The 24,359-nt window shown below is 50.5% G+C and carries 23 protein-coding genes and 1 other annotated feature; of the genes, 10 read left to right on the top strand and 13 right to left on the bottom strand.

From position 1 onward, the window contains the following. Positions 1–8: 8 nt before the first annotated feature. The 6 genes from pheS to thrS form a co-directional block, all read right to left on the bottom strand. Positions 9–992, bottom strand: a complete 984-nt coding sequence (gene pheS, locus ACLBVC_RS00255) for a phenylalanine--tRNA ligase subunit alpha (RefSeq protein WP_101077100.1) — start codon at positions 990–992, stop codon at positions 9–11. A gap of 98 nt (positions 993–1,090) precedes the next feature. Then, positions 1,091–1,215, bottom strand: a sequence feature (Phe leader region). Next, a complete protein-coding gene (gene pheM, locus ACLBVC_RS00260) occupies positions 1,166–1,210 on the bottom strand; it encodes a pheST operon leader peptide PheM (protein WP_106120997.1) in 45 nt (14 codons plus the stop codon). (Overlaps the previous feature by 45 nt.) Before the next feature lie 125 nt (positions 1,216–1,340). Then, positions 1,341–1,697: a 50S ribosomal protein L20 gene (gene rplT / locus ACLBVC_RS00265; RefSeq protein ID WP_056773451.1), complete on the bottom strand. Its 357-nt coding sequence runs from the start codon at positions 1,695–1,697 to the stop codon at positions 1,341–1,343. A gap of 42 nt (positions 1,698–1,739) precedes the next feature. Beyond that, complete coding sequence (gene rpmI, locus ACLBVC_RS00270; RefSeq protein WP_013576135.1) at positions 1,740–1,937, bottom strand: 50S ribosomal protein L35; 198 nt, start codon at positions 1,935–1,937, stop codon at positions 1,740–1,742. Positions 1,938–2,032: 95 nt separating this feature from the next. Further along, on the bottom strand, positions 2,033–2,584 hold the full coding sequence (infC, locus tag ACLBVC_RS00275; RefSeq protein WP_013576136.1) for a translation initiation factor IF-3: 552 nt from the start codon (positions 2,582–2,584) through the stop codon (positions 2,033–2,035). Between the two features lie 3 nt (positions 2,585–2,587). After that, entirely contained in the window at positions 2,588–4,516 is a 1,929-nt protein-coding gene (gene thrS, locus ACLBVC_RS00280; protein ID WP_101077102.1) for a threonine--tRNA ligase, read from the bottom strand. A gap of 290 nt (positions 4,517–4,806) precedes the next feature. Between thrS and ACLBVC_RS00285 the strand changes: the two genes are divergently transcribed. Next, positions 4,807–5,490, top strand: coding sequence for a MarC family NAAT transporter (locus ACLBVC_RS00285; RefSeq protein ID WP_104922568.1), 684 nt, complete (start codon positions 4,807–4,809; stop codon positions 5,488–5,490). Positions 5,491–5,514: 24 nt separating this feature from the next. On the opposite strand, the gene ACLBVC_RS00290 is transcribed toward ACLBVC_RS00285, so the two are convergent. Further along, the gene (locus ACLBVC_RS00290; protein ID WP_152326331.1) at positions 5,515–6,150 is read right to left on the bottom strand and encodes a transglycosylase SLT domain-containing protein; all 636 of its coding nucleotides are present in this window, start codon (positions 6,148–6,150) and stop codon (positions 5,515–5,517) included. A 322-nt stretch (positions 6,151–6,472) separates the two neighbouring features. Here ACLBVC_RS00290 and ACLBVC_RS00295 point away from each other — a divergent pair, with 322 nt between their 5' ends. Continuing rightward, entirely contained in the window at positions 6,473–7,342 is an 870-nt protein-coding gene (locus ACLBVC_RS00295; protein ID WP_195814429.1) for a fructosamine kinase family protein, read from the top strand. Positions 7,343–7,446: 104 nt separating this feature from the next. Here the strand turns inward: ACLBVC_RS00295 and ACLBVC_RS00300 are convergent, their stop codons facing one another. Further along, positions 7,447–7,998 (bottom strand): YniB family protein, encoded by a 552-nt coding sequence (locus tag ACLBVC_RS00300; RefSeq protein ID WP_410147430.1) that lies wholly within the window; start codon positions 7,996–7,998, stop codon positions 7,447–7,449. A 206-nt stretch (positions 7,999–8,204) separates the two neighbouring features. Between ACLBVC_RS00300 and hxpB the strand changes: the two genes are divergently transcribed. From hxpB to ACLBVC_RS00325, 5 genes are all read left to right on the top strand, one after another. After that, the gene (gene hxpB / locus ACLBVC_RS00305; RefSeq protein WP_410147432.1) at positions 8,205–8,870 is read left to right on the top strand and encodes a hexitol phosphatase HxpB; all 666 of its coding nucleotides are present in this window, start codon (positions 8,205–8,207) and stop codon (positions 8,868–8,870) included. A 303-nt stretch (positions 8,871–9,173) separates the two neighbouring features. Then, positions 9,174–10,010 carry a 5-dehydro-4-deoxy-D-glucuronate isomerase gene (gene kduI / locus ACLBVC_RS00310; protein WP_410147433.1) on the top strand — a complete coding sequence of 279 codons (837 nt, stop codon included), beginning with the start codon at positions 9,174–9,176 and terminating at the stop codon, positions 10,008–10,010. Between the two features lie 76 nt (positions 10,011–10,086). Beyond that, positions 10,087–10,848 carry a 2-dehydro-3-deoxy-D-gluconate 5-dehydrogenase KduD gene (gene kduD, locus ACLBVC_RS00315; protein WP_410147434.1) on the top strand — a complete coding sequence of 254 codons (762 nt, stop codon included), beginning with the start codon at positions 10,087–10,089 and terminating at the stop codon, positions 10,846–10,848. A gap of 152 nt (positions 10,849–11,000) precedes the next feature. Continuing rightward, on the top strand, positions 11,001–11,558 hold the full coding sequence (locus tag ACLBVC_RS00320; protein ID WP_410147435.1) for a metal-dependent hydrolase: 558 nt from the start codon (positions 11,001–11,003) through the stop codon (positions 11,556–11,558). A gap of 181 nt (positions 11,559–11,739) precedes the next feature. Next, entirely contained in the window at positions 11,740–13,131 is a 1,392-nt protein-coding gene (locus tag ACLBVC_RS00325) for an L-cystine transporter (protein ID WP_410147437.1), read from the top strand. A 75-nt stretch (positions 13,132–13,206) separates the two neighbouring features. Here the strand turns inward: ACLBVC_RS00325 and kdgR are convergent, their stop codons facing one another. Beyond that, on the bottom strand, positions 13,207–13,998 hold the full coding sequence (gene kdgR / locus ACLBVC_RS00330) for a DNA-binding transcriptional regulator KdgR (RefSeq protein WP_410147439.1): 792 nt from the start codon (positions 13,996–13,998) through the stop codon (positions 13,207–13,209). 239 nt (positions 13,999–14,237) lie between these two features. Between kdgR and ACLBVC_RS00335 the strand changes: the two genes are divergently transcribed. Continuing rightward, positions 14,238–15,635 carry an MFS transporter gene (locus ACLBVC_RS00335; protein ID WP_410147441.1) on the top strand — a complete coding sequence of 466 codons (1,398 nt, stop codon included), beginning with the start codon at positions 14,238–14,240 and terminating at the stop codon, positions 15,633–15,635. Between the two features lie 63 nt (positions 15,636–15,698). On the opposite strand, the gene htpX is transcribed toward ACLBVC_RS00335, so the two are convergent. The 4 genes from htpX to ACLBVC_RS00355 form a co-directional block, all read right to left on the bottom strand. Continuing rightward, a complete protein-coding gene (gene htpX / locus ACLBVC_RS00340; RefSeq protein WP_152325681.1) occupies positions 15,699–16,577 on the bottom strand; it encodes a protease HtpX in 879 nt (292 codons plus the stop codon). 276 nt (positions 16,578–16,853) lie between these two features. Continuing rightward, positions 16,854–18,926: a carboxy terminal-processing peptidase gene (gene prc, locus ACLBVC_RS00345; protein WP_410147443.1), complete on the bottom strand. Its 2,073-nt coding sequence runs from the start codon at positions 18,924–18,926 to the stop codon at positions 16,854–16,856. Positions 18,927–18,945: 19 nt separating this feature from the next. Continuing rightward, positions 18,946–19,635 (bottom strand): RNA chaperone ProQ, encoded by a 690-nt coding sequence (gene proQ, locus ACLBVC_RS00350; RefSeq protein ID WP_104922581.1) that lies wholly within the window; start codon positions 19,633–19,635, stop codon positions 18,946–18,948. Positions 19,636–19,730: 95 nt separating this feature from the next. Then, positions 19,731–20,228 (bottom strand): GAF domain-containing protein, encoded by a 498-nt coding sequence (locus ACLBVC_RS00355; RefSeq protein ID WP_410147445.1) that lies wholly within the window; start codon positions 20,226–20,228, stop codon positions 19,731–19,733. A gap of 257 nt (positions 20,229–20,485) precedes the next feature. On the opposite strand from ACLBVC_RS00355, the gene yebS reads away from it, so the two are divergent. Continuing rightward, on the top strand, positions 20,486–21,733 hold the full coding sequence (gene yebS, locus ACLBVC_RS00360) for a membrane integrity lipid transport subunit YebS (protein WP_410147447.1): 1,248 nt from the start codon (positions 20,486–20,488) through the stop codon (positions 21,731–21,733). Continuing rightward, positions 21,702–24,332, top strand: coding sequence for a PqiB family protein (locus ACLBVC_RS00365; RefSeq protein WP_410147449.1), 2,631 nt, complete (start codon positions 21,702–21,704; stop codon positions 24,330–24,332). The genes yebS and ACLBVC_RS00365 overlap by 32 nt, the downstream gene beginning before the upstream one ends. The last annotated feature ends 27 nt before the right edge of the window (positions 24,333–24,359 follow it).

Consider the following 24,359-nt stretch of genomic DNA (forward strand, 5'->3'; position numbering starts at 1 on the left):
TTCCCGCCTTACTTAAACTGTTTGAGGAAACGCAGATCGTTTTCGAAGAATGCACGCAGGTCGGTCACGCCATAACGCAACATGGTCAGACGTTCCATCCCCATACCGAAGGCAAAACCGGAATATACTTCCGGATCAATACCGACGTTACGCAATACGTTAGGGTGCACCATGCCGCAACCCAGTACTTCCAGCCATTTACCGTTTTTACCCATAACGTCAACTTCCGCAGAAGGTTCTGTGAACGGGAAATAAGAAGGACGGAAACGGATCTGCAAATCAGCTTCAAAGAAGTTGTTCAGGAAATCGTGCAGCGTGCCTTTCAGGTTGGAGAAGCTGATGTCTTTATCAACAATAAGGCCTTCCATCTGATGGAACATCGGCGTATGCGTCTGATCGTAATCGTTACGATAGACACGGCCCGGAGCGATAATGCGGATTGGCGGCTGCTGGCCTTGCATCGTACGAATCTGAACGCCGGATGTCTGAGTACGCAGCAGGCGCTTAGCGTCAAACCAGAAAGTATCGTGGTCAGCACGCGCCGGGTGGTGGCCCGGAATATTCAGGGCATCGAAGTTATGGTAGTCATCTTCAATTTCCGGACCGGTTTCCACGGTAAAGCCGAGCTCACCGAAGAAGGTTTCAATGCGGTCGATAGTACGGGTCACCGGATGCAAACCGCCGTTTTCGATACGACGGCCTGGCAGGGAAACATCTATCGTTTCTTCTGCAAGACGCGCATTCAGCACAGCGGATTCCAGCGTATTTTTCCGCGCGTTAAGGGCTTCCTGAACCTGCGTTTTCGCTTCGTTGATCACTGCGCCTGCTGCCGGACGTTCTTCCGCTGGCAATTCACGGAGGGTCGTCATCTGGAGCGTCAGGTGGCCTTTCTTACCCAGATATTCGACACGCACGTTATCCAGCGCGGCGATATCCTGAGCACTCTCTACGGCTGCCTTGGCATTGGCAACCAGCTCTGCGAGATGTGGCATTGCTTTCCTCTTCTTCTGGCCAATATGGCCCGATGTAAAATAACCGTGATTAATCAGGGGCGCGATTTGACCCTGAACCTTAGTGTCTAAAGCACAGATACAAAAAAGCCTCCACGAGGGAGGCTTAGGCGCTACTTTTCGTTTCTTCTCTTACGCGCGAAAGCCTTCCTGAGTCAGGCGCTAAAGTAAAAAAAGAAACGGAAAATAGCAGCATTCATGCTTGCGTTACCTTAATGATTGTCTTTCTTGTGCCAGGGCGTAAACGGGACTGTCAGTATTAAACAACGAATCAGCCTGTTTTTAAATACAAAATATAAAAGAGGGAGCAAGCTCCCTCTTTCACCTGACTTACGCCAGTGCTGCTTTCGCTTTTTCGACCAGAGCGGCAAATACCACTTTGTCGAATACTGCGATGTCAGCCAAGATCTTACGGTCAATTTCAATAGAAGCTTTTTTCAAGCCGTTAATGAATTTGCTGTAAGACATGTCGTTCTGACGAGCTGCTGCGTTGATACGCGCGATCCACAGCTGACGGAACTGACGTTTCTTTTGACGACGGTCACGGTAAGCGTATTGACCAGCTTTGATAACAGCCTGGAATGCAACACGATATACGCGAGAACGGGCACCGTAGTAACCTTTCGCCTGTTTTAAGATTTTCTTGTGACGTGCACGTGCAATCACACCACGTTTTACGCGAGCCATATGCTCTCCTGAGTTTTATATTCTAGATTAAAAAAAGTGTATTTATGCGTACGGCAGACATGCAGAGACCAGACCCAAATCGTTCTTGGATACCAGGCCTTTTGGACGCAAGTGACGTTTACGCTTAGTAGCTTTTTTGGTCAGAATATGACGCAGGTTTGCGTGCTTACGCTTAAAACCACCGTTGGCGGTTTTTTTGAAGCGTTTAGCGGCGCCGCGTACTGTTTTGATCTTTGGCATTTTAAATTCCACTTCGCATTGTTATTAACATGAATCAGAAAGGCGAATCCAGCATGCGCGGTGCGAACACCGCGCAGCAGGATTACTTGGAAGCCTTACTGTTTCTTCTTAGGTGCGAGCACCATGATCATCTGACGACCTTCGATCTTCGTAGGGAAGGATTCGACAACGGCCAGTTCAGAATCTTCACACAGGTCTTTACGGACGCGGTTAAGCACTTCCATGCCGATCTGTTGGTGCGCCATTTCACGCCCACGGAACCGCAGGGTGATTTTGGCTTTATCGCCATCTTCCAGAAAGCGAATCAGGTTGCGTAGTTTGACCTGATAGTCGCCATCATCGGTACCAGGTCGGAATTTGATTTCCTTAACCTGAATAACTTTTTGTTTCTTTTTCTGCTCTTTGGTCGACTTGCTCTTCTCGTAGAGGAATTTGCCGTAATCCATGATTCGACAAACTGGCGGCTCGGCATTCGGACTGATTTCTACTAAATCGACGCCCGCTTCCTCAGCTTTTTCAAGAGCTTCATTCAGACTGACAATACCAATCTGCTCGCCATCGACGCCGGTGAGGCGAACTTCTTGCGCGCGAATCTCTTTGTTAATGCGATTAGGACGCGCCGGTTGAACTCGTTTTCCGCCTTTAATACTTTATTCCTCCAGTTGATGAAGACTTCTGCTGCGGATTTCCGCCAGCAGTTTGTCAACGACTTCGCTAACATCCATGCTTCCTAAGTCTTTGCCGCGGCGGGTACGAACAGCAACCTTGCCTGATTCGACCTCTTTATCGCCACAAACTAACATGTAAGGAACACGGCGCAGCGTGTGTTCGCGGATTTTAAAGCCAATCTTCTCATTTCTCAAGTCGGCTTTAACGCGAATGCCTGCATCTTGCAGTTTTTTAGTTAATTCTTCGACATACGGCGCTTGTGAATCAGTAATGTTCATGATCACAACTTGCACCGGCGCCATCCAGGTCGGGAAGAACCCGGCGTATTCTTCGGTCAGAATACCGATGAAGCGCTCCATGGAACCCAGGATAGCACGGTGAATCATTACCGGAACCTGACGGTCGTTGCTTTCGCCAATATAGGAGGCGTTCAAGCGACCAGGTAATGAAAAGTCGAGCTGCACGGTACCACACTGCCACGCACGATCCAAACAATCATGCAAGGTAAATTCAATTTTCGGACCGTAGAAGGCGCCTTCACCCGGCTGATATTCGAATTCAATCTTGTTTTCGGTCAGCGCTGCAGCAAGGTCATCTTCTGCCTTCGTCCACATTTCGTCAGTGCCAATGCGCTTCTCAGGACGGGTGGACAGTTTCACCACAATCTTTTCAAAGCCAAAAGTGCTGTACATGTCATAGACCATGCGGATACAGCTGTTCACTTCATCACGAACCTGTTCTTCAGTACAGAAGATGTGTGCGTCGTCCTGAGTGAAACCACGAACACGCATCAGGCCGTGCAGTGCACCTGACGGCTCATTACGGTGGCAGCTGCCGAACTCGGCCATACGCAATGGCAGATCACGGTAGGATTTCAGACCCTGATTGAAGATCTGAACATGCCCCGGGCAGTTCATCGGTTTGATGCAATATTCACGGTTTTCAGAAGACGTGGTGAACATCGCTTCTTTGTAATTTTCCCAGTGACCGGTTTTTTCCCACAGCACGCGATCCATCATGAACGGGCCTTTCACTTCCTGATAGTCGTAAGACTTCAGTTTCATACGTACGAAGGCTTCCAGCTCACGGAAAATAGTCCAGCCATCGTTGTGCCAGAACACCATGCCCGGCGCTTCTTCCTGCATGTGATACAGGTCGAGTTGCTTACCGATTTTACGGTGATCGCGCTTACCGGCTTCTTCCAGACGCTGAATGTAGGCATTCAGTTGCTTTTTATCTGCCCAGGCAGTGCCGTAGATACGTTGCAGCATTTTGTTATCGCTGTTGCCACGCCAGTATGCACCGGAAGTTTTCTGCAGTTTGAAATGATGGCAGAAACGCATATTTGGTACGTGCGGACCCCGGCACATATCCACGTATTCTTCATGATGATACAGACCCGGGCGATCATCATGGCTGATGTTTTCATCCAGAATCGCGACTTTGTATTCTTCACCACGGCTTGCAAAGGTATCGCGCGCTTCCTGCCAGCTGACTTTCTTTTTAATAACGTCGTAATTCTTTTCAGCCAGTTCGTGCATGCGCTTTTCAAGCAGTTCGATGTCTTCCTGAGTGAGCGTGCGATCTAAATCGACGTCATAATAGAAGCCATTATCGATAACCGGACCGATAGCCATTTTGGTGTCTGGCCACAATTGCTTGATGGCGTGCCCCAAAAGGTGCGCACAGGAGTGGCGCAAAATTTCAAGACCGGCTTCGTCTTTAGCGGTGATGATCGCAAGTTGTGCGTCGGTTTCAATCAGATCAGTTGCATCAACCAGTTCGCCGTTAACGCGACCAGCGATACAGGCTTTCGCCAGACCAGGACCGATATCGAGAGCAACATCAAGAGGTGAAACGGGGCGATCAAAAACGCGCTGGCTTCCGTCAGGAAGAGTAATGACAGGCATGATAATTCCTTAATCTACAGTGGTGCCCCACACGACAGAGCACATCTAGAAAAATATTTGAGTTTAATTTCATGTAGTTATTCACGCTATTCAGCTTTACTTTGCCAAATATAGGCACCCTGGAATACATCACGTAATCGTATCGGGATGCGACGTGAAAACAGACAGCGAGTTTACCACCCGTAAAGTGCGAATTTCCAGCAACCTGTGTTGCTTAAGATGGATATTTTTCGTGTAATCCCCCCCGGACACGCTAAGGTAAACACAAACGCTTTTCAAAAGGGAAATTTATGTCAGAAGTCAGTCTGTTATTTCAGGCCATCGGATTAGGTTTAGTGGTGATTCTTCCGCTGGCGAATCCGTTAACCACCGTTGCCCTCTTACTTGGGCTATCCGGAAACATGACAGCGCAGGAGCGAAATCAGCAGTCGCTGATGGCCTCGGTGTACGTTTTCATTATCATGATGGTCGCCTACTACGCCGGACAACTGGTGATGAATACCTTCGGGATTTCAATTCCCGGTTTGCGTATTGCGGGTGGCCTGATTGTCACATTTATCGGTTTCCGAATGCTTTTCCCTCAGCCACACGTTGAAGAGAAAGTGCTGATGGAAAACAAAACCGAGGAGATGAAACGTCAGGATTCACCGAATATCGCGTTTGTGCCGCTGGCGATGCCAAGCACCGCGGGCCCGGGTACTATTGCGATGATTATCAGCAGCGCATCAACCATCAGAGAAGGTTCAGATTTTCCTCACTGGGTAATTTTAGTCGCGCCGGTGCTGATTTTCTTTCTGGTCAGCCTGATTTTATGGCTCACATTGCGCAGTGCGGGCGGAATTATGCGTCTGGTTGGGAAAAGCGGGATTGAAGCAATTTCGCGGCTGATGGGATTCTTGCTGGTCTGTATGGGCGTGCAGTTTGTAATTAACGGCGTGACTGAAATTATTTCTCATTTCCCGCCAGCAGCCTGATTTGCTACTGACGGAAAACAAAATTTAACGCATCGCCAGATAGGCGCTGTTCACTTTCCACAGATAACGCGGAGCCTGAGGCGCCGGATGTTTCTGCTGCACATGCTGGTAAAACTCTTGCGGAGACATCTGATTAATTTTCGCAATCGCGTAGGTTTTATCTTTCGCGAAAGTTCTCAGTAATGCCCCAGCCCCGTTAACGTAGGCTACCGTCGTTGCATAACGACGGGTTTCTGGATTACTGATCCCTGCCAGCTGCTGCTGCAGAATACTCAGATACGCCGTGCCCAGGTCGATATTCATCGCCGGGTCTTTCAATTCATGAGCGCTGGGCTGCCCGTAACGTCCTTTCATCCGGTAGGCATCGCGTCCTGCCGTTGAGGCCTTTAGCTGCATTAACCCAATCGCATTCGATTTACTGACAACGGTTGGGTTATATCCAGATTCAACCTGAATGATTGCTTTAACAAGTGTTTCGTCGACGCCGTAAGTATTTGCCGCCTGGTGAATAACGTCACCATAAGGCCCCGGATGCATTAATGAAGTTTCGCTTTGTATGGGTGGCGATGGATTCAAAAAATGCGTGGTTTTAACCGGTGTTTCTTTAGCGCAACCCGCCAGTAAAAGCGCGGCCATCAAATAAAGAATTTTTGGTTTCACGTTTTCTCTCTCGCGACTGGGACGAGGGCTAGCATATACATCTTCTTCCCACACCTGAATATATTTTTAGTCTATTATTATTATTGTTTTGTTAAACAAGGGGGTTAGGCACATGTCGATAAGACAATTCTGCATATAAAACCTCTTTGACGTCACATATTCTGAAATTAACAGATTCATTGATTACACTCTCAGTTCAGCCACGTCGGAATTCGCATAAATTAACAACATCATCTGATTCAGCCGTGCGCGGGATCGGGTTTTTGAAACACAAAAAACGCTAACTTAATGAATTATCGGGCCAGTCAGAAGGGGTGATACCATGTGGCAAGCCGTCAATCGTTTGTTGAGTGAACACCTGGGCAGTGCTGAAATCCGCGAACGTGTTGAACTGCCGGGAGGAGAAATTCACCCGGCCTGGCGGTTGAGCTACGGTGACAGGGATGTATTTGTTAAGTGCAATGCGCGTGAAATGCTCCCTATTTTCGCGGCTGAAGCCGATCAACTCGCCCTGCTTGCCCGAAGTCAGACAGTTCGCGTGCCTGAGGTTTATGGCGTTGGCAGCGATCGTGATTACAGTTTTCTGCTGCTTGAATATATCCCGCAAAAACCTCTGGATGCCCATAACGCCTATATCTTGGGGCAGCAGCTTGCAGCCTTACACCAGTGGAGCGAGCAGCTGCAATTCGGCCTTGATTTCGATAATGAGCTGGCGACCCTGCCGCAACCCAACAGCTGGCAGCGGCGCTGGGCGACATTCTTTGCCGAACAGCGTATTGGCTGGCAGTTGCAACTGGCGGCGGAAAAAGGAATGACGTTCGGCAATATCGAAGATATCACAGCAATGGTTCATGCCCGCTTACAGAACCATCAACCTCAGCCTTCTTTATTACACGGCGATTTATGGCCGCACAACTGTGGCCTTTCCGAACACGGCCCGGTCATTTTCGATCCCGCCTGTTACTGGGGCGACAGGGAATGCGATCTGGCGATGCTTCCGCTGTATCCTAATGTTCCGCCACAATTATATGACGGTTATCAGAGCAAAACGCCGCTTCCGGATGACTTCATTTCAAGGCAACCCATCTACCAGTTATATTACCTGCTAAATCGCAGTAATTTATTCGGAGGGCAGCATCTCGTCGTTGCCCAGCGCGCTATTGAAAGACTTCTCCACGACGATATTAATTAGCCTGATAAATATTTTATGCATAAAAAAACAAGGCCTGAATAATGAAAATATTCAGGCCTTGTTTTTGAGAAAGATAAGTTAGATGTTACAAAACCAATCTCAGATCAACCTGCAATTAAACCTAATAATTTCAAAACGAAATAGGCAACGACTGCAATAACGATGGGCAAGATATAGAGCGGGAAATACTGCACCAAGATCGTATGTCTCGGAATGACAATCCGTTCTTCAATTTGTGGTCGTGTACGCCCTTCCGCGCCTTTCGCCTGTTCGAGGATTAGCTGATCCTGAATGCCTTCACGGATATGTTTCACCTGACGGGACATTCTTGCGCCAGATGCCTGTAACGCCAGACCGACAAAAATCAGCCAGTAGATAATAAAAAACACGATGTTCGCGGTGGTCACACCCTGCCCCAAAACGGGAACGGGGGAGTTGTACCAGAAAACGTTAAGAAACGAGGTGTTGAACTTCACCATATCAACCATCACGTGGACGAAATCCAGCATGACAGCATTGATGCCCTGCTCAGTTTTAGTGTGTTCATTAATAAAATTAAGCAATGAAATCAGTGTTGAAAGCAGCGCAGGAATAAAAATAATCCATCCTGCAATCCGTTTAATCACTGCCACGCGTCCGGCTTGTTGGTACGTCATGAATTCCCCTTGTTTGGACACCTTAAGCAACACGTAAGTTTACCCACAGAAAGTATTTTGCGCCCAATGTTTTAATCAGTTACTGGCGTTGCCTGCCTGAAACAGCGCTGATGACGGTTTTCCTGACCGTTCCTGTATCGGATTTCACCCTCTGAACCGGCGGTGTTAAAGTAAAACGTCAATTCACTTTTACGGAGTCCGCTTTCATGGCTTATGTTCGCCCTGTTAATGCAGCAATTTTCGATATGGATGGTCTGTTAATTGATTCTGAACCACTTTGGGTTCAGGCAGAACTGGACGTTTTCGGTAGCCTCGGCGTAGATATTTCCCAGCGACATTTACTGCCAGATACGCTGGGATTGCGCGTCGATCAGGTGGTCAGAATGTGGTATCAAACGCTGCCATGGCAGGGGCCGACGCAGGACGAAGTGTCTAAAATGATCATCGCGCGCACCATCGAACTGGTGGAACAAACGCGCCCTTTGCTGCCGGGTGTGAACCAGGCACTTGAGCTGTGTCGTGACAGCGGGCTGAAGATTGGTCTCGCATCCGCGTCTCCTTTATTTATGCTCAGGGCCGTTCTTGAGATGTTTAACCTGCAATCCTATTTTCAGGTGATCACGTCGGCAGAAAAACTGCCTTATAGTAAGCCGCATCCCGAAGTTTATCTGCTCGCCGCTGGTGAATTGCAGGTTGACCCGCTGAACTGCGTCACGCTGGAAGATTCCTTTAACGGAATGATTGCCACGAAAGCCGCACGCATGCGCTCGATTGTTGTTCCCGCCAGTGAGTATCACGCAGATCCGCGTTGGGCGCTGGCCGACACCAAGCTCGCGACCCTTGAAGCTTTAGAGCCTGCACACATCCTCTGAGATATCTTCACGGGCAAACCGGCGCAGAGCCCCTGCTTCTGCGCCGTCTCCTGTTTCATGCCGTACTGCAGGTTATCCCTGCCACATTTTCCAGGCCTGCGTTTAATTTCCCGAATCTTGAACTGCCTCATAAACAAATAAAACGTTATTTCATTTTTATTGAATTCATATGCCAATGAACCTATGCTGCATTTAACAAGGACGAGCCGGGAGCTCTCCTGCTTCTGTACGCTGTCACTGCCACGCAACCGTCAGACTCGCCCGGCAAGTCCTCTTCATTGCAATCCTATGAGAGGCACCGACATGCAAGTTCGTCAAAGCATTCACAGCGACCACGCCAAAACGCTGGATACCGCAGAATTACGCCGCGAATTTCTCATCGAGAAAATCTTCGAGAAAAACACCTACACCATGACCTACAGCCATATCGACCGCATTATCGTCGGCGGCGTTATGCCCGCGGAAAAATCAGTTTCGGTAGGTGATGAAGTCGGTAAGCAACTCGGTGTGAGCTACTTCCTCGAACGTCGCGAACTGGGCGTGATCAACATCGGCGGACCGGGGCTGATTGTGGTTGACGGAACAACTTATGAGATTGGTCATGAAGAAGCGTTGTACGTCGGCAAAGGCGCGAAGCACGTTGAATTCAGCAGCGTTGATGCCGTAAAACCTGCCAAGTTCTACTACAACAGCGCCCCTGCGCACACGACGTTCCCCAACAAAAAAATTACGCTGTCCGAAGCATCGCCACAGACTATTGGCGATGCAGCCACCAGCAACCGCCGGACTATCAATAAATTTATCGTGCCTGACGTACTGGAAACCTGCCAGCTGACGATGGGATTAACCAAACTCGAAGAGGGTAGCCTGTGGAACACCATGCCTTGCCATACCCATGAGCGCCGTATGGAAGTGTATTTCTACTTCAATATGGAAGAAGAAACCGCCGTATTTCACATGATGGGGCAGCCACAAGAAACGCGTCATTTACTCGTTCATAACGAACAGGCCGTCATCTCGCCGAGCTGGTCAATTCATTCCGGTGTAGGCACGAAAAACTATACCTTCATCTGGGGAATGGTCGGCGAAAACCAGGTATTTGACGACATGGATCACGTCAAAGTCAGCGAACTGCGCTAACCCTTATGCTCTGCTGCTCGGCGGCAGAGCTAACATCCTTTAATGGCGAACGTGCCGTGCAAAAGAGACTTTGAATATGATCCTCAATGCGTTTGAATTAAGCGGCAAAGTCGCAATCGTGACCGGTTGTAACACCGGACTGGGCCAAGGTATGGCGCTGGGACTGGCGCAAGCTGGTTGCGATATCGTAGGTATTAACGTTTCAGCGCCAAACGAAACAGCCGAAAAAATCACGGCGACCGGTCGCCGGTTTCTCGATCTTCGCGCTGACCTGAGCAGCATTACGGGCATTCCCGAACTCATCGAAAAAGCGGTCAGTAAGTTTGGCCATGTCGATATTCTGGTGAACAACGCCGGTATCATTCGCCGGGAAGATGCTATCGAGTTCAGTGAGAAAAACTGGGACGACGTGATGAAAGTGAACAGCAAGACGCTGTTCTTCATGTCTCAGGCTGTGGCTAAGCAGTTCATTAAACAAGGTACCGGCGGTAAGATTATTAACATTGCTTCCATGCTTTCCTATCAGGGCGGCATTCGCGTTCCTTCTTATACGGCATCAAAAAGTGCCGTCATGGGCATCACCCGGCTGATGGCAAACGAGTGGGCGAAACACGACGTCAATGTTAATGCCATTGCGCCGGGCTATATGGCGACTAACAACACTGAACAACTTCGTGCGGACGGAGATCGCAGCAAAGAAATTCTTGATCGCATCCCCGCCGGACGCTGGGGTTTGCCGGAAGACGTCATGGGCCCCGTGGTGTTTCTGGCGTCGAAAGCCTCGGATTACGTTAACGGCTATACGATTGCCGTTGATGGCGGATGGCTGGCACGATAACCGTTCAATAAGTGACAGCGAAAAGGCGTATTTTTATACGCCTTTTCCTTTTTTATCATACCGTTGACAATTAGTTACAGGGTGTCTCTTCCAAGATTGTGACAGTTTCACTTATACTGGATAAAATAACAGTTATCCAGTTCGGACTCGTCATGACGGCGGAAGGCCACCTCATTTTTTCAATTGCCTGTGCAGTATTTGCGAAAAAGGCACAGCTTTCTCCGGAACTGGCGCACGGTGACTGGTGGCATATTATTCCGGGGTCCCTGCTCACGTGCCTGCTGCCCGACATCGATCATCCCAAATCCCTGATTGGCCAGCGCCTGAAATGGATTTCTGCTCCGATCGCGCGGGCTTTCGGGCACCGTGGATTCACGCACAGCCTGCTTGCCGTCGCCGGAGGAATTTTCCTTCTGCGCACCCATTTCCCTCACGACTGGGTGATCCCCATCGATGCCTTTCACGCTATGATCATCGGCTATTTGAGCCATATTCTGGCCGATATGCTGACGCCTGCCGGGGTTCCTTTATTGTGGCCTTGCCGCTGGCGTTTCCGTCTTCCCCTCATTAATAGCCAAAAAGGTAATCAGCTGGAGCGAACATTGTGCCTGCTGTTGGTCGGATTAACCCTTTTCTGGCCGGACTGGACGCCCATTATTGGTGCAATCAATCCCGACATTTTTAACCATATTCTAAAACTCTTCATCTGAACCGTACGAAAACCCGACAACCTGGCGATTTTCAATACGAATTTGGAGGAAAAGTTATAATGCATTCCTTTTGGATATAAATAATCGGACACCCAACTGATATTCTTCACCCCAATGCTATGGGATGGTGCAGTCCCTTTCGGGAACACCCGTTTGAAAAATTATAAGTTTGGAGTCTGGTATGAATTTTCCGCTCGTGATTAACGTAGTGGTTTTCGTTGCCCTCCTTTTGCTGCTGGCGCAAACCCGCCATAAGCAATGGAGTCTGGCAAAAAAAGTTTTAGCAGGTCTGGCTCTCGGTGTGGTATTTGGCCTGGCACTGCAACTGATTTATGGTTCTGACGATCCGGTTCTTAAAACGTCGATTACCTGGTTCAATATTGTCGGGAACGGGTACGTTCAGCTGCTGCAAATGATTGTGATGCCGCTGGTCTTCGTGTCGATTCTGAGCGCAGTGGCGAAATTACATAATGCCTCTTCACTGGGCAAAATCAGCTTTCTGACCATTGGCACTCTGCTGCTGACAACGCTTATCGCCTCTCTGGTGGGGATTTTCGTAACCGGCCTGTTCGGCCTGACGGCAGACGGTCTGGTACAGGGAACGCAGGAAACCGCGCGACTGACCGCTATCCAGTCCAATTACGTGGGCAAAGTCGCTGACCTGAGCGTTCCACAGCTTATTCTCTCCTTTATTCCTAAAAACCCGTTTGCTGACCTCACCGGTGCAAGCCCGACGTCCATCATCAGCGTGGTGATTTTCGCCGCCTTTGTTGGCGTTGCGGCGCTTCAGCTGGTTAAAGATGATGCAGAGAAAGGCCCGCGCGTTCTGGCATTCATCGATACCTTACAGGCCTGGGTGATGAAACTGGTTCGCCTGGTCATGAAACTGACCCCTTACGGCGTTCTGGCACTGATGACCAAAGTGGTTGCCGGTTCCAACATTCAGGACATCATCAAATTGGGCAGCTTCGTGGTGGCGTCTTACCTCGGTCTGGGTATTATGTTCGTGATTCATGCCGTGCTGCTGTCTTTCACCGGCGTTAACCCGGCGAAATTCTTCCGTAAAGTCTGGCCGGTGCTGACCTTCGCGTTCACCAGCCGTTCCAGCGCCGCCACTATCCCGCTGAGCGTGGAAGCGCAAACTCGTCGTCTGGGTATTCCTGAATCGATTGCCAGCTTCGCAGCATCCTTCGGTGCCACTATCGGCCAGAATGGTTGTGCCGGTTTGTATCCGACAATGCTGGCCGTCATGGTTGCGCCAACCGTGGGCATCAACCCGTTTGATCCGGTCTGGATTGCCACGCTGGTCGGGATTGTCACCCTGAGTTCCGCCGGTGTTGCCGGTGTCGGCGGGGGTGCGACTTTCGCAGCACTTATCGTGTTACCGGCGATGGGCCTGCCGGTCACGCTGGTCGCGCTGTTGATCTCCGTCGAGCCACTGATTGATATGGGTCGTACTGCCCTGAACGTAAGTGGTTCTATGACTGCCGGGACAATCACCAGCCAGCTGCTAAAACAGACAGACAAAGCGGTGATGGATTCTGAAGAAACCGCTGAACTGGCTCATCGCTGATACCGGTTCACTGAAAACAAAAAACCGAAGCCAATGGCTTCGGTTTTTTTATATCTGTGTTATTTATCCAAAGACTCAGAACGGGTAGTCGTGAAAACCAATCTGCTCAGAGATGTTGCGCGCGGCGGTATGCAGCATTTCGACGTAGTGCGCTTTGCTTTCTTCTGAGAAACGGATAGTAGGGAACGAAATACTCAGACCGGCAATCACCACGCCAAAACGGTCAAACACGGGAACCGCTATGCAACGAAGTCCCTGTTCCTGCTCTTCGTTATCTTCCCCGTAACCCTGCACACGCACCTGATCAAGCGCAGTCTGCAAATCAACGGCATTCATAATGGTGTTTTCAGTGCTGCGGGTAAACTCAATTTCCTGCAACAACGCGCTAACTTCCGCTTTATCGCCCCAGGCCAGAAGCACTTTACCGATAGCGGTAGTGTGCAGCGGATTGCGGCGACCAATGCGCGAATGCATGCGTAGGTTGTACATCGAATCGATTTTATGAATATAGACAATACCGTCTTCATCCAGCGCGCCAAGGTGGATCGTTTCGCGGGTCAGACGGGACAGTTCACGCATCTGAATGTCGGCACTGCGGATCAGATCCACATTTTGCAGCGCTTTCGCCCCTAACTCGAATAACTTCAAAGTGAGTGAATACTTTTCAGATTCCCCTTCCTGCGCCACGTATCCTAAAGATTTCATCGTCTGCAAAAAACGATAGACGGTACTTTTGGACATCATAACGCGCTGAGAAAGTTCAGTAATACCAATCTCCCGTTCTTCACCCAGGGCCTGCAAAATGCCAAAAACTTTCAGAACGGAAGAAACAGAATCGGGTTGCTTATCAAGATCTGCGATAGCCATAGGACGAATTACCTGCTCGCGTGAGTTTTGTTTCAAAAAAAATAGAACGTGGTTTTTATTATAGTGGTAAGCATCGGCGATAAGCAATCAACCCGATGCGTGAGAATGTAAGAACTGTTAAGCCAGTTTCATAACGGAGAGTTCAGTAAAAAATTCATTACATCGTGTGACAATTGTCACTTTAACTTCATTAGCGTAGTAATATTCCCCTCTCTGATGACTACGCACTGACATAACTCATGACACCTACACCCAACGACGGGCTTCCCGTTCCACAACGTTACGGTGCGATCCTCGCAATTGCTCTGGGTATTACCGTTTCGGTGCTGGACGGCGCAATTGCGAATGTCGCCTTGCCTACTATTGCCAATGATTTTCATGCCAGCCCGGCGGCCTCAATCTGGGTCGTGAATGCCTACCAATTGGCGATTACTATTTCACTGCTCTCTCTGGCGTCTCTGGGGGATATTTTTGGCTATCGCCGCATCTATCAGACCGGCCTGCTGGTATTCAGCATTACGTCGCTCTTCTGCGCCCTTTCCGATTCGCTGCTGACGCTGACCGTCGCGCGCGTATTGCAGGGGTTCGGGGCGGCGGCGATCATGAGTGTGAATACCGCGCTGATACGTATTATTTATCCGCAACGTTTTCTTGGGCGGGGAGTGGGGATTAACGCGCTGATCGTTGCTGTATCTTCCGCTGCAGGGCCGACGATTGCAGCGGGGATATTATCCGTGGCGTCATGGCAGTGGTTGTTTGCAGTTAACGTTCCGATTGGTATTGTCGCGCTGATTCTGGGTCTGAAATTTCTTCCGGCCAACTCAACACGCAGTCAGGGGCAGCGTTTTGATATCACCAGCAGCGTGATGAACGCGCTGACCTTTGGCCTGCTCATCAGTGCAATCAGCGGTTTCGCGCAGGGTCTGAACCATCTGCTGATTTTGGGCGAAGTGATAGCGCTACTGATTATTGGCTGGTTCTTTGTCCGCCGTCAGTTGTCGAAACCTTTCCCGTTGCTGCCGGTGGATTTGCTGCGCATCCCGATTTTCAGCCTGTCGCTGGGCACGTCGTTGTGCTCTTTCAGTGCCCAAATGCTGGCGTTCGTTTCGCTGCCCTTCTTCCTGCAAAATACGCTGGGGCTGAACTCTGTAGATACCGGCCTGCTACTGACGCCGTGGCCGCTGGCAACGATGGTGATGGCACCGATTGCGGGCCGTCTGGTAGAGCGTTTCCATCCGGGGATGCTGGGCGGTATCGGGTTGATTGTCTTTTCATTCGGGCTGTTTTCGCTCTCACTTCTGCCGCCAGAACCTTCGCATCTTGATATCATCTGGCGCATGTTATTGTGCGGTGCAGGCTTTGGTTTATTCCAGTCTCCGAACAATCACACCATCATCAGTTCCGCACCGCGTAACCGCAGCGGTGGCGCCAGCGGATTGCTGGGAACGGCACGACTTTTAGGCCAGACAACCGGTGCGGCAATGGTTGCCCTGATGTTTAACCTGTTTCCGTCACACGGGACGCATGCATCGTTAATTCTGGCAGGGACACTCGCCGGCGCGGGCGCGCTGGTCAGTCTGATGAGAATGACGCAAAAAACCAGCAGCCAGAAAGCCGCTGAGGGTTCTAAACCATAAATTCCGGAAAGCAAAATGCCTGGCATAAGCCAGGCATTTCTCTACATCTAAACGAACGGATGTTTATTTGATGTACTGACCGCTGCGCAGCGCTTCGATACGTTTGTCCAGCGGTGGGTGAGACATAAACAGCTCACTGAAAGACTTCGATTTGCCGTTGATACAAAACGCCATCATGCTGCCCGCTTCCTGCGGTTCATGGCTGGTTTTCAGACGCTGCAACGCAGCAATCATTTTTTCACGCCCAACCAGTTTCGCCGAACCGGCATCCGCGTAGAACTCACGGTGACGCGAGAACCACATGGTGATAATGCTCGCCAGAATACCGAACACCAGCTCAAGCACCGTCGCCACCGCAAAATAAATCATCGGATTGCCGTTACTTTCTTCGCCATCACGGTTGCCGGAAAGGAAACCAGAAGCCACCTGCGCAATCAGTCGCGAAATGAAGATCACAAAGGTATTCACAATACCCTGAATCAGCGTCATGGTGACCATATCGCCGTTCGCAATGTGGCTGATTTCGTGGGCGATAACCGCTTCGGCTTCGTCCTGGTTCATGCTTTGCAGCAAACCTGTGCTCACTGCCACCAGCGAGGCGTCACGGCGCGCACCGGTTGCGAAGGCATTAATATCTGGAGCGTGATAAATCGCAACCTGCGGCATGGCAATGCCTGCCTGCTGAGACTGGCGACGAACCGTTTCCATCAACCAGCGCTCAGTTTCATTTCGTGGCTGCTCAATAACTTCACCACCCACCGAACGCAACGCCATCCACTTCGACATCAGCAACGAGACAAAAGCACCACCGAAGCCAAACAGCCCGGCCATGATCATCAGCCCCGGCACGCTGCTGGACTGAATGCCCGTCAGGCTTAACACCAGCCCAAAGACCAGCATAACCGCCAGGTTAGTCAGCAGGAACAACGCTATACGCATCATAAAATTTTACTTCCTCATTGTTACTTCGTTGTTATTGATTGAGTCACACCGCCGGCACATAGCCTGCCCGGCTGTACTGATCCTATGGGCTTCTTCCCCAGATTCAAGAGTCCCTGCCCGCTAAAGGTCTAAAATCACAATACTTTACATTTTGAAGCGTTTTATTTCACAACCACCGCTGAAATCTATAGGGTTCCGGCGAGCTTTACTGCCCGGTTTTATACATAAAAAAAGCGCACCGGAGTGCGCTTTTTCATCTGACCACCGGGTGAAGAATTACTTCGCCGCGGTCTGGTCGCCCTGAGCTTTTTCCAGATTGCCCAAGTCAACGGCAATGTGGTCAGCTTCATCGAGATAAGGGTCCGGAGCCACGTAATCTTTCGGCAAATCGTCGAGAGATTTCAGCGGTTTCTTACCTTCACGCTTGAAGCGTTCGTTCAGACGGCTCAGACGTAATGCATCGTCCTCTTTGTCCTCTTTATCACGCTGTGCGTAATTAAGGGAGGCGGTATCACGTTTGTCCTTCAGTGCTTTGTAACGGGCGATATCTTGCTGGATGTACTGGAACTCAGGATCCTTCGCAATTCGTGCTTCATGCTCTTTCAGCAAGTCAGGCAGGAACGGTTTCATGTCGCCCAATTTGGTGTAAGTCGCCGCGTTGATGCTATCCCACGGAAGCGCGTTATCTTCGAACTTCTCACCCGTTTCAATCGATTCAATACCGGTTGGCATCAGTATATCCGGGGTAACCCCTTTACGCTGGGTACTGCCGCCGTTGATACGATAAAATTTCTGGATGGTGTACTGGACAGAACCCAGCGCAGGCCATTCCGGACGCAGCATCTGATCATAGATGCGGTTAAGTGAACGGTATTGCTGCACGGTCCCTTTACCGAAGGTCGGCTCACCAACAATCAGCGCACGGCCATAATCCTGCATTGCGGCTGCAAAAATTTCTGAAGCTGACGCACTGAAACGGTCAACCAGCACCACCAGCGGGCCTTTGTAGTACACGACGCCATCGGTATCGCTGTCCTGACGGATACGACCGTTGTTATCGCGAACCTGCACAACAGGGCCACTTGGGATAAACAGACCAGACAGAGAAACTGCTTCAGTCAGGGCACCGCCACCGTTGGTACGGAGATCGATAACCAGGCTATTCACGTTTTGCTTAGCCATTTTCTGCAACTGAACTTTAACATCGTCTGTCAGACCCACGTAGAAACCCGGAATGTCCATCACTGCGACTTTCTGATCACCGACATTTTTGATGGTCATTTTGACCGCGCGGTCTTCCAGACGGATTTTTTCGCGTGTCAGGGTAATAACGTGGTTTTTAGCATTTTTGCCCGCAGGTAGGATCTGCAGGCGCACTTTGCTGCCTTTAGGTCCTTTGATGAGTGCGACAACGTCATCAAGACGCCAGCCTATCACATCAACAATTGGGGTTTGTTTACCGGCCTGAACCTGGCCCACACCGACAATACGGTCGCCAACAGCAATGGCTTTACTTTTGGCCGCCGGGCCTCCAGCTACCATTGAATTGATGACGGTATAATCATCATCACCCTGCAGGACGGCACCGATACCTTCCAGAGACAGGCTCATTTCGGTATTGAACTGCTCAGTGCTGCGGGGAGAGAGATAATTGGTGTGCGGGTCAATTTCATGCGCAAAGGCATTCATCACCAACTGGAACACATCTTCGCTGTTACTCTGGGTCAGACGTTTCATCGCAAAATGATAACGTTTGGAGAGCACATCGCGAATTTCCTGATCGTTTTTGCCAGTTAGTTTGAGGTTCAGCTCGTCATATTTGACTTTCGCATCCCACAACTTATCCAGCTCAGCGCGGTCTTTCGGCCACGGGGCTTTACTGCGATCAAGCTCAATGGTGTCATTGCCAGTGAAATCCATCGGACGCTCAAGCACTTTCAACGCATAGTCATAGCGTTCAAAGCGTCGTTTTTGCGCCAGATTGAATAAGGCATAAGGCGTGGTTAACTGACCGGATTTCAGTTCCTCACCCAAAGTGGCACGTTTATCAGTAAACTGCGCCACGTCGGAAGCCATGAGTACGTTATGGCCATAATCGAGCATGTTGAGGTAACGGTCGAAGATTTTCGCTGAGAAATCTTCATTAAGGTCGAACTGACGATAATGTGAACGGGTAAAGCGTGCAGTCACACGCTCACTTACCGTTGCATCTTGCGGATCTTGCGTTAAGTTAGGGAGTTGAGCGAGAGTCACCGGTGCACTCTCGTTCGCTGCAAAGCTGGTATTCACCAGCCCTGCCCCTGCTATTAACAGACCCGCAATAACGCTTAATCTGACAAATTTGTTCATGCCTGAGTTGGCCTCCGTATCAGAACTGCAAGTGTTCTGCGCGCACAATCATCGCCAGACCCGAAGAGAGCTGAACGCGAACACCGTCTTTGGCAATTTCCAAAACGGTTGCATCCATCGCACTCTGACCAGCTCTGACTTTGATTTCCTGGCCAATTTGCAGTTTTGAAATGTCTGTTACTGGCACCTGACGCGGTTCACGTTTTTCCTCACGCGGAGGGCGAGGTGTACGTGGTTTGCGATTTTCCTGACCAGCCACAGCTGCGGGCGCATTTTCACGACGCGGCGCAGGTTTTTTAGCGGCCGGACGTGGACGACGTGGCTCAGTGGTTTCACCGGCTTCACGACGTTTAGCCTGTTGTTCTGCACGTTGTGCCTGAACGCGGGCTTTTGCTTCTTCCAACTGTTTACGGGCATGTTCGACGTGTTGCTCTTCGAGAACGCCACATGAATTACCATCAAGGTCAACGCGTTCAGCGCCAACTTTAACGCCATACAGATAGCGCCAGCTTGAGGTATACAGACGCAGAGCAGAGCGTAACTGAGTTTTGCTCAGATTCTCTTCACCTTGCACGCGCTCGACCAAATCCGCAAAGATACCGATCTTTAATGGGCGTGCTTCGCCTTCGGCGGTAAAACAGAGCGGGAACCGCTCAGCCAAAAAGGCGATGACTTCTTTACTACTGTTCAACTTAGGTTGATTTTCCATGAAATTTCCTGATTACAACGGGTTTGCCAACCGGCGCAGGCATGAACAGGCGCCATTATAATGACGCCATTATTAAATGCCACGTTATCCGACGATCAACTTGCGATCAGATTGACATATTTTTCAGCATCGCCGTTTTCGAGATGCTGGCAAAGCCCGCTGACTAACTCTGTGAGCCCCTGTTCATCGGCTTCATCGAAGCGCTGATAAACGGTGCTATCAATGTCTAATACGCCGATAACCGCGCCTTTCACCGTAATGGGAAGGACAATTTCGGCATTACTTGCAGCGTCACAGGCGATGTGGCCCGGGAAGGCATGAACATCACCAACACGCTGTACGGCATTTTCCGCCACTGCGGTACCGCAGACGCCTTTTCCTACCGGAATACGCACGCAGGCAATTTTACCCTGGAATGGTCCCAGCACCAGCGATGTGCCGTCCATCAGATAAAAACCTACCCAATTCACGCCGTCAAGACGCTCAAAAAGTAAGGCACTGGCGTTCGACAGAGTCGCAATAAAATTGTTTTCTCCGGCGATCAACGCGCTCAAATCACGTTTTAATTCCGTGTAGAATGCTTCTTTATTCATGTAGTAACCAATAATAACCTAAGGGCACTGAGCCGTTCTGGTGTGCTTAACCTCTCTAAAATAAGCATTAAATGCCCATATGAACAAGGTTAATCCTGTGTGACATCAAAAAGACTCACCTACAATAACTGTTTGCCGACCGCATAATACGTTATTTTGTCAAAAAAACCTGGCTGATATTGGCTCAATGGCCTCGCCTGACCCCTTCGCGGGATGCGTAATTGTAACAACAGGTATTCTTTACTATTCCAGGTACTATGAAAATACACACAATTTCAGCCCAACTGCCGCATATTCGCTACCAGCGGTGCAGTGAATGTGACTACCTTTTTGCGCTTCCCGCACTGCTGCGGACGCAAACGGCGCACTGTCCGCGCTGTAACGCCAAAGTTGAAAAGGGCCGGGTTTGTTCCCTGCCACGTCTGATCACCATCGCCATCAGCATTTTATTGCTGATGCCGTTCGCCTATACCGAGCCCCTTATCAGCATCCGCCTTCTGGGCACGCGTATTGACGCCAGTTTGCTGGAAGGAATCTGGCAAATGTCGCGTCAGGGTGATCCGGTCACCGCCAGCATGGTCGCGTTTTGCACCATTGGCGCGCCGCTGACGCTGGCCCTCTCCATTCTTTATCTGCATTTTGGCAGCAAACTGGGGATGAACCTCAAACCCGTTTTGCTGATGCTTGACCGTCTGAAAGACTGGGTGATGCTCGATATCTATCTGATTGGCATGGCCGTCGCCAGTATCAAAGTCAAAGAATATGCCGATATCAATGTCGGTATTGCGCTGGCGGCGTACCTGATGATGACAGTCATGGTCACACTGACGATGATTAATCTGAACATTGAACAACTTTGGGAAGAGTTTTATCCGCAGCGCCAGCCGAAAGGCGTCCCCTCTTCCCTGCGCCTGTGTCTGGCCTGTAAATTTACGGGGCAGCCGGATGAAAGGGGGCGCTGTCCGCGCTGCCATGTGCCGATGCGTTTACGTTATAAACACAGCTTGCAAAAAACCTGGGCGGCACTGATTGCAGCCATCATCTTTTTGATCCCCGCAAACCTGCTGCCCATTTCGATCATTTATGCCAACGGGCAACAGCTAAAAGACACTATTTTTACCGGTGTTGTTTCCCTCGCCACATCAGGTAACGTGCCAATTGCCGCCATCGTTTTTATTGCCAGTGTGCTGGTACCTTTTACAAAAGTTATCGTGATGCTGACTCTGCTGATCAGTATCCACTTCAAGGCGATTCAGGGATTGAAAACGCGTATTCGTCTCTTACGACTGGTGACCTGGATCGGACGCTGGTCGATGCTCGATTTGTTTGTTATTTCATTGATGATGTCGCTGGTAAATCGTGACCAGCTTTTGTCTTTTACAATGGGACCGGCTGCCTTTTATTTTGGCTCTGCCGTGATCCTCACCATTCTTGCCGTTGAATGGCTTGATAGCCGCTTGATTTGGGATGCACATGCAACAGGAAACGCCGAATACACCGACTGAAGCACGGATAAAACACAGGCGCCGGATTTCACCCTTCTGGCTTCTGCCGTTTATTGCTTTACTGATCGCCGGATGGCTGATTTACAGCAACTTTCAGGAGCGGGGAACGACTGTCACTATTGATTTCCAGTCAGCAGCGGGCATCGTTGCAGGCCGCACGCCTGTGCGTTATCAGGGCGTTGAAGTCGGTTCGGTCGAATCCATCAGCCTGAGTAAAGATCTGCGCACCATTCAGGTGAAGGTCAGCATTAAAAGCGATCTGTCTGACGCGTTGCGCGAAGGCACTCAGTTCTGGCTGGTGACGCCGAAGGCATCGCTGGCGGGAGTGTCCGGCCTTGATGCGCTGGTGGGCGGTAACTACATCGGCATGATGCCGGGTCCCGGTAACGAGAAAGATCACTTTGTCGCCCTCGATACACAGCCGAAATTCCGGCTGAATACCGGCGAGCTGATGGTTCATCTGCACTCAAAAGATCTGGGCTCGCTGAGCACCGGTTCGCTGGTGTATTACCGTAAAATCCCGATCGGCAAAGTTTACGATTACGATATCGAAAGCGGCAACAACGGTGTGACAATTGATTTACTGATCGACAAGCGCTTTGCCAATCTGGTCAAAGACAACACCCGGTTCTGGAATGTTTCCGGCTTTAAAGGCGAATTCAGCCTGAGCGGTGCAAAAGTTCAGATGGAAAGTCTGGCTGCGTTGGTTAATGGCGCGATCTCGATGGATTCTCCGAACGACGGGCAACCCGCCAGGGCCGACCAGTCTTACGTGCTTTACCCCGATCTGGCGCAAAGCCAGCGCGGCGTGGAAATCGACCTGGATTTGCCGAATGGCAATGGTCTGTCCGAAGGCCAGACACCGCTGATGTACCAGGGTTTGCAGGTCGGGACGCTGACAAAAATCACCTTGCAACCGGATAACAAAGTCACCGGGAAACTGACCGTCGACCCTTCCGTGCTGGATATGATGCGCACCGGAACGCGCATCGAAATGAACAGCCCGAAACTCAGCCTGAATAATGCCAATATCAGCCAGTTGCTGACCGGCAACACGCTGGAACTGATCCCGGGCGACGGCGATGCGCAGAAGCATTTCACCGTCCTCGACAGCAACCAGCGTCTGCTTCAGGATCCGGGCACCAGCAAGATTCAGCTGATCGCACCGCAAAGCTATGGCATTGATGCAGGTCAGCCAATTAAATTGTATGGCATCACTGTCGGTCAGGTTATCGACCGCACGCTGACCGACGAGGGCATTTTGTTTAATGCCGCGATCAAACCGGAATACAAACACTTACTGCATAAAGACAGCAAGTTTGTCGTCAACAGTCGTGTCGATGTGAAACTGGGTATCGACGGGATGGAAGTGCTGGGTGCCAGCGCGCAGGAATGGGTCGACGGTGGCGTCCGTATCATTCCGGGCACAAAAGGCGACCCACTGCAGAAATATCCGTTGTACAGCAATGCGGAAAAAGCCGCCGAGGGTATTCAGGGAGACCAGCCGGGCGCGACACTGACGCTGACGGCGAAAAGTCTGCCAGATATCCAGGCCGGTTCCGTGGTGCTTTACCGTAAATTCCAGGTCGGCCAGATTGTTAACGTGCGCCCGAAAGCCAGTGAATTTGAGGTGGATGTTTATATTTTGCCGCAATACCGCAATTTGCTGACGGAAAAAAGTATTTTCTGGGCAGAAGGTGGCGCGAAAGTTCAGCTAAACGGCAGCGGCCTGACCGTTCAGGCATCGCCGCTGGATCGCGCACTGAAAGGGGCGATCAGCTTCGATAACTTTGAAGGCGTGCTGACCAGCAAAGGCACCAAGCGCATTCTTTATGATTCTGAAACCTCCGCACGCGCCGTGGGCAGCCAGATTACGCTCAATACCTACGACGCCAGCAAACTTTCCGCGGGCATGCCAATCCGTTATCTGGGGATCACCATCGGTCAGGTGGAATCCCTGAAACTGGATCCTCAGCTCAATCAGGTTTCCGCCAAGGCCGTGCTGTACCCGGAATACGTCGACAACTTCGCCCGCCGTGGCACACGTTTCTCGATCGTTTCACCGGAGATTTCGGCCGGTGGTGTCAGCAATCTCGACACGCTTCTCCAGCCATACATTAACGTTGAAGCCGGTAAAGGCGTTCCTGCGCGTAACTTTGATTTGCAGGAATCCACGATTACCGATTCGCGTTACACCGACGGTCTTGGCATTGTGGTTGATGCTGCAGAAGTCGGCTCACTGCAAATCGGCACGCCGGTGCTGTTCCGCGGCATTGAAGTGGGTACAGTTTCAGGCTTCTATCTGGGCGCGATGGCTGACCGCGTCAACGTGACATTGCGGATCAGTAAAAAGTACCAGTATCTGGTACGTGAAAACTCCGTATTCTGGCTGGCCTCTGGCTATGATTTACAGTTCGGTCTGACCGGTGGCGTGTTCAAAAGCGGAACATTCCAACAGTTCATCCGCGGCGGGATTGCCTTCGCAACGCCACCGACCACACCGCTCGCACCGAAAGCCGCCAACGGCAACCACTTCCTGCTCAATCCGGAAGCGCCGAAAGACTGGCAAAAATGGGGAACGGCGATCCCAAGAAATTAACAGACTCAGTACTTTTAGAGGCCACCT

Origin of the sequence: Rahnella selenatireducens (assembly GCF_046449555.1) — a bacterium.
GTDB classification, from domain to species: Bacteria; Pseudomonadota; Gammaproteobacteria; order Enterobacterales; family Enterobacteriaceae; genus Rahnella; species Rahnella selenatireducens.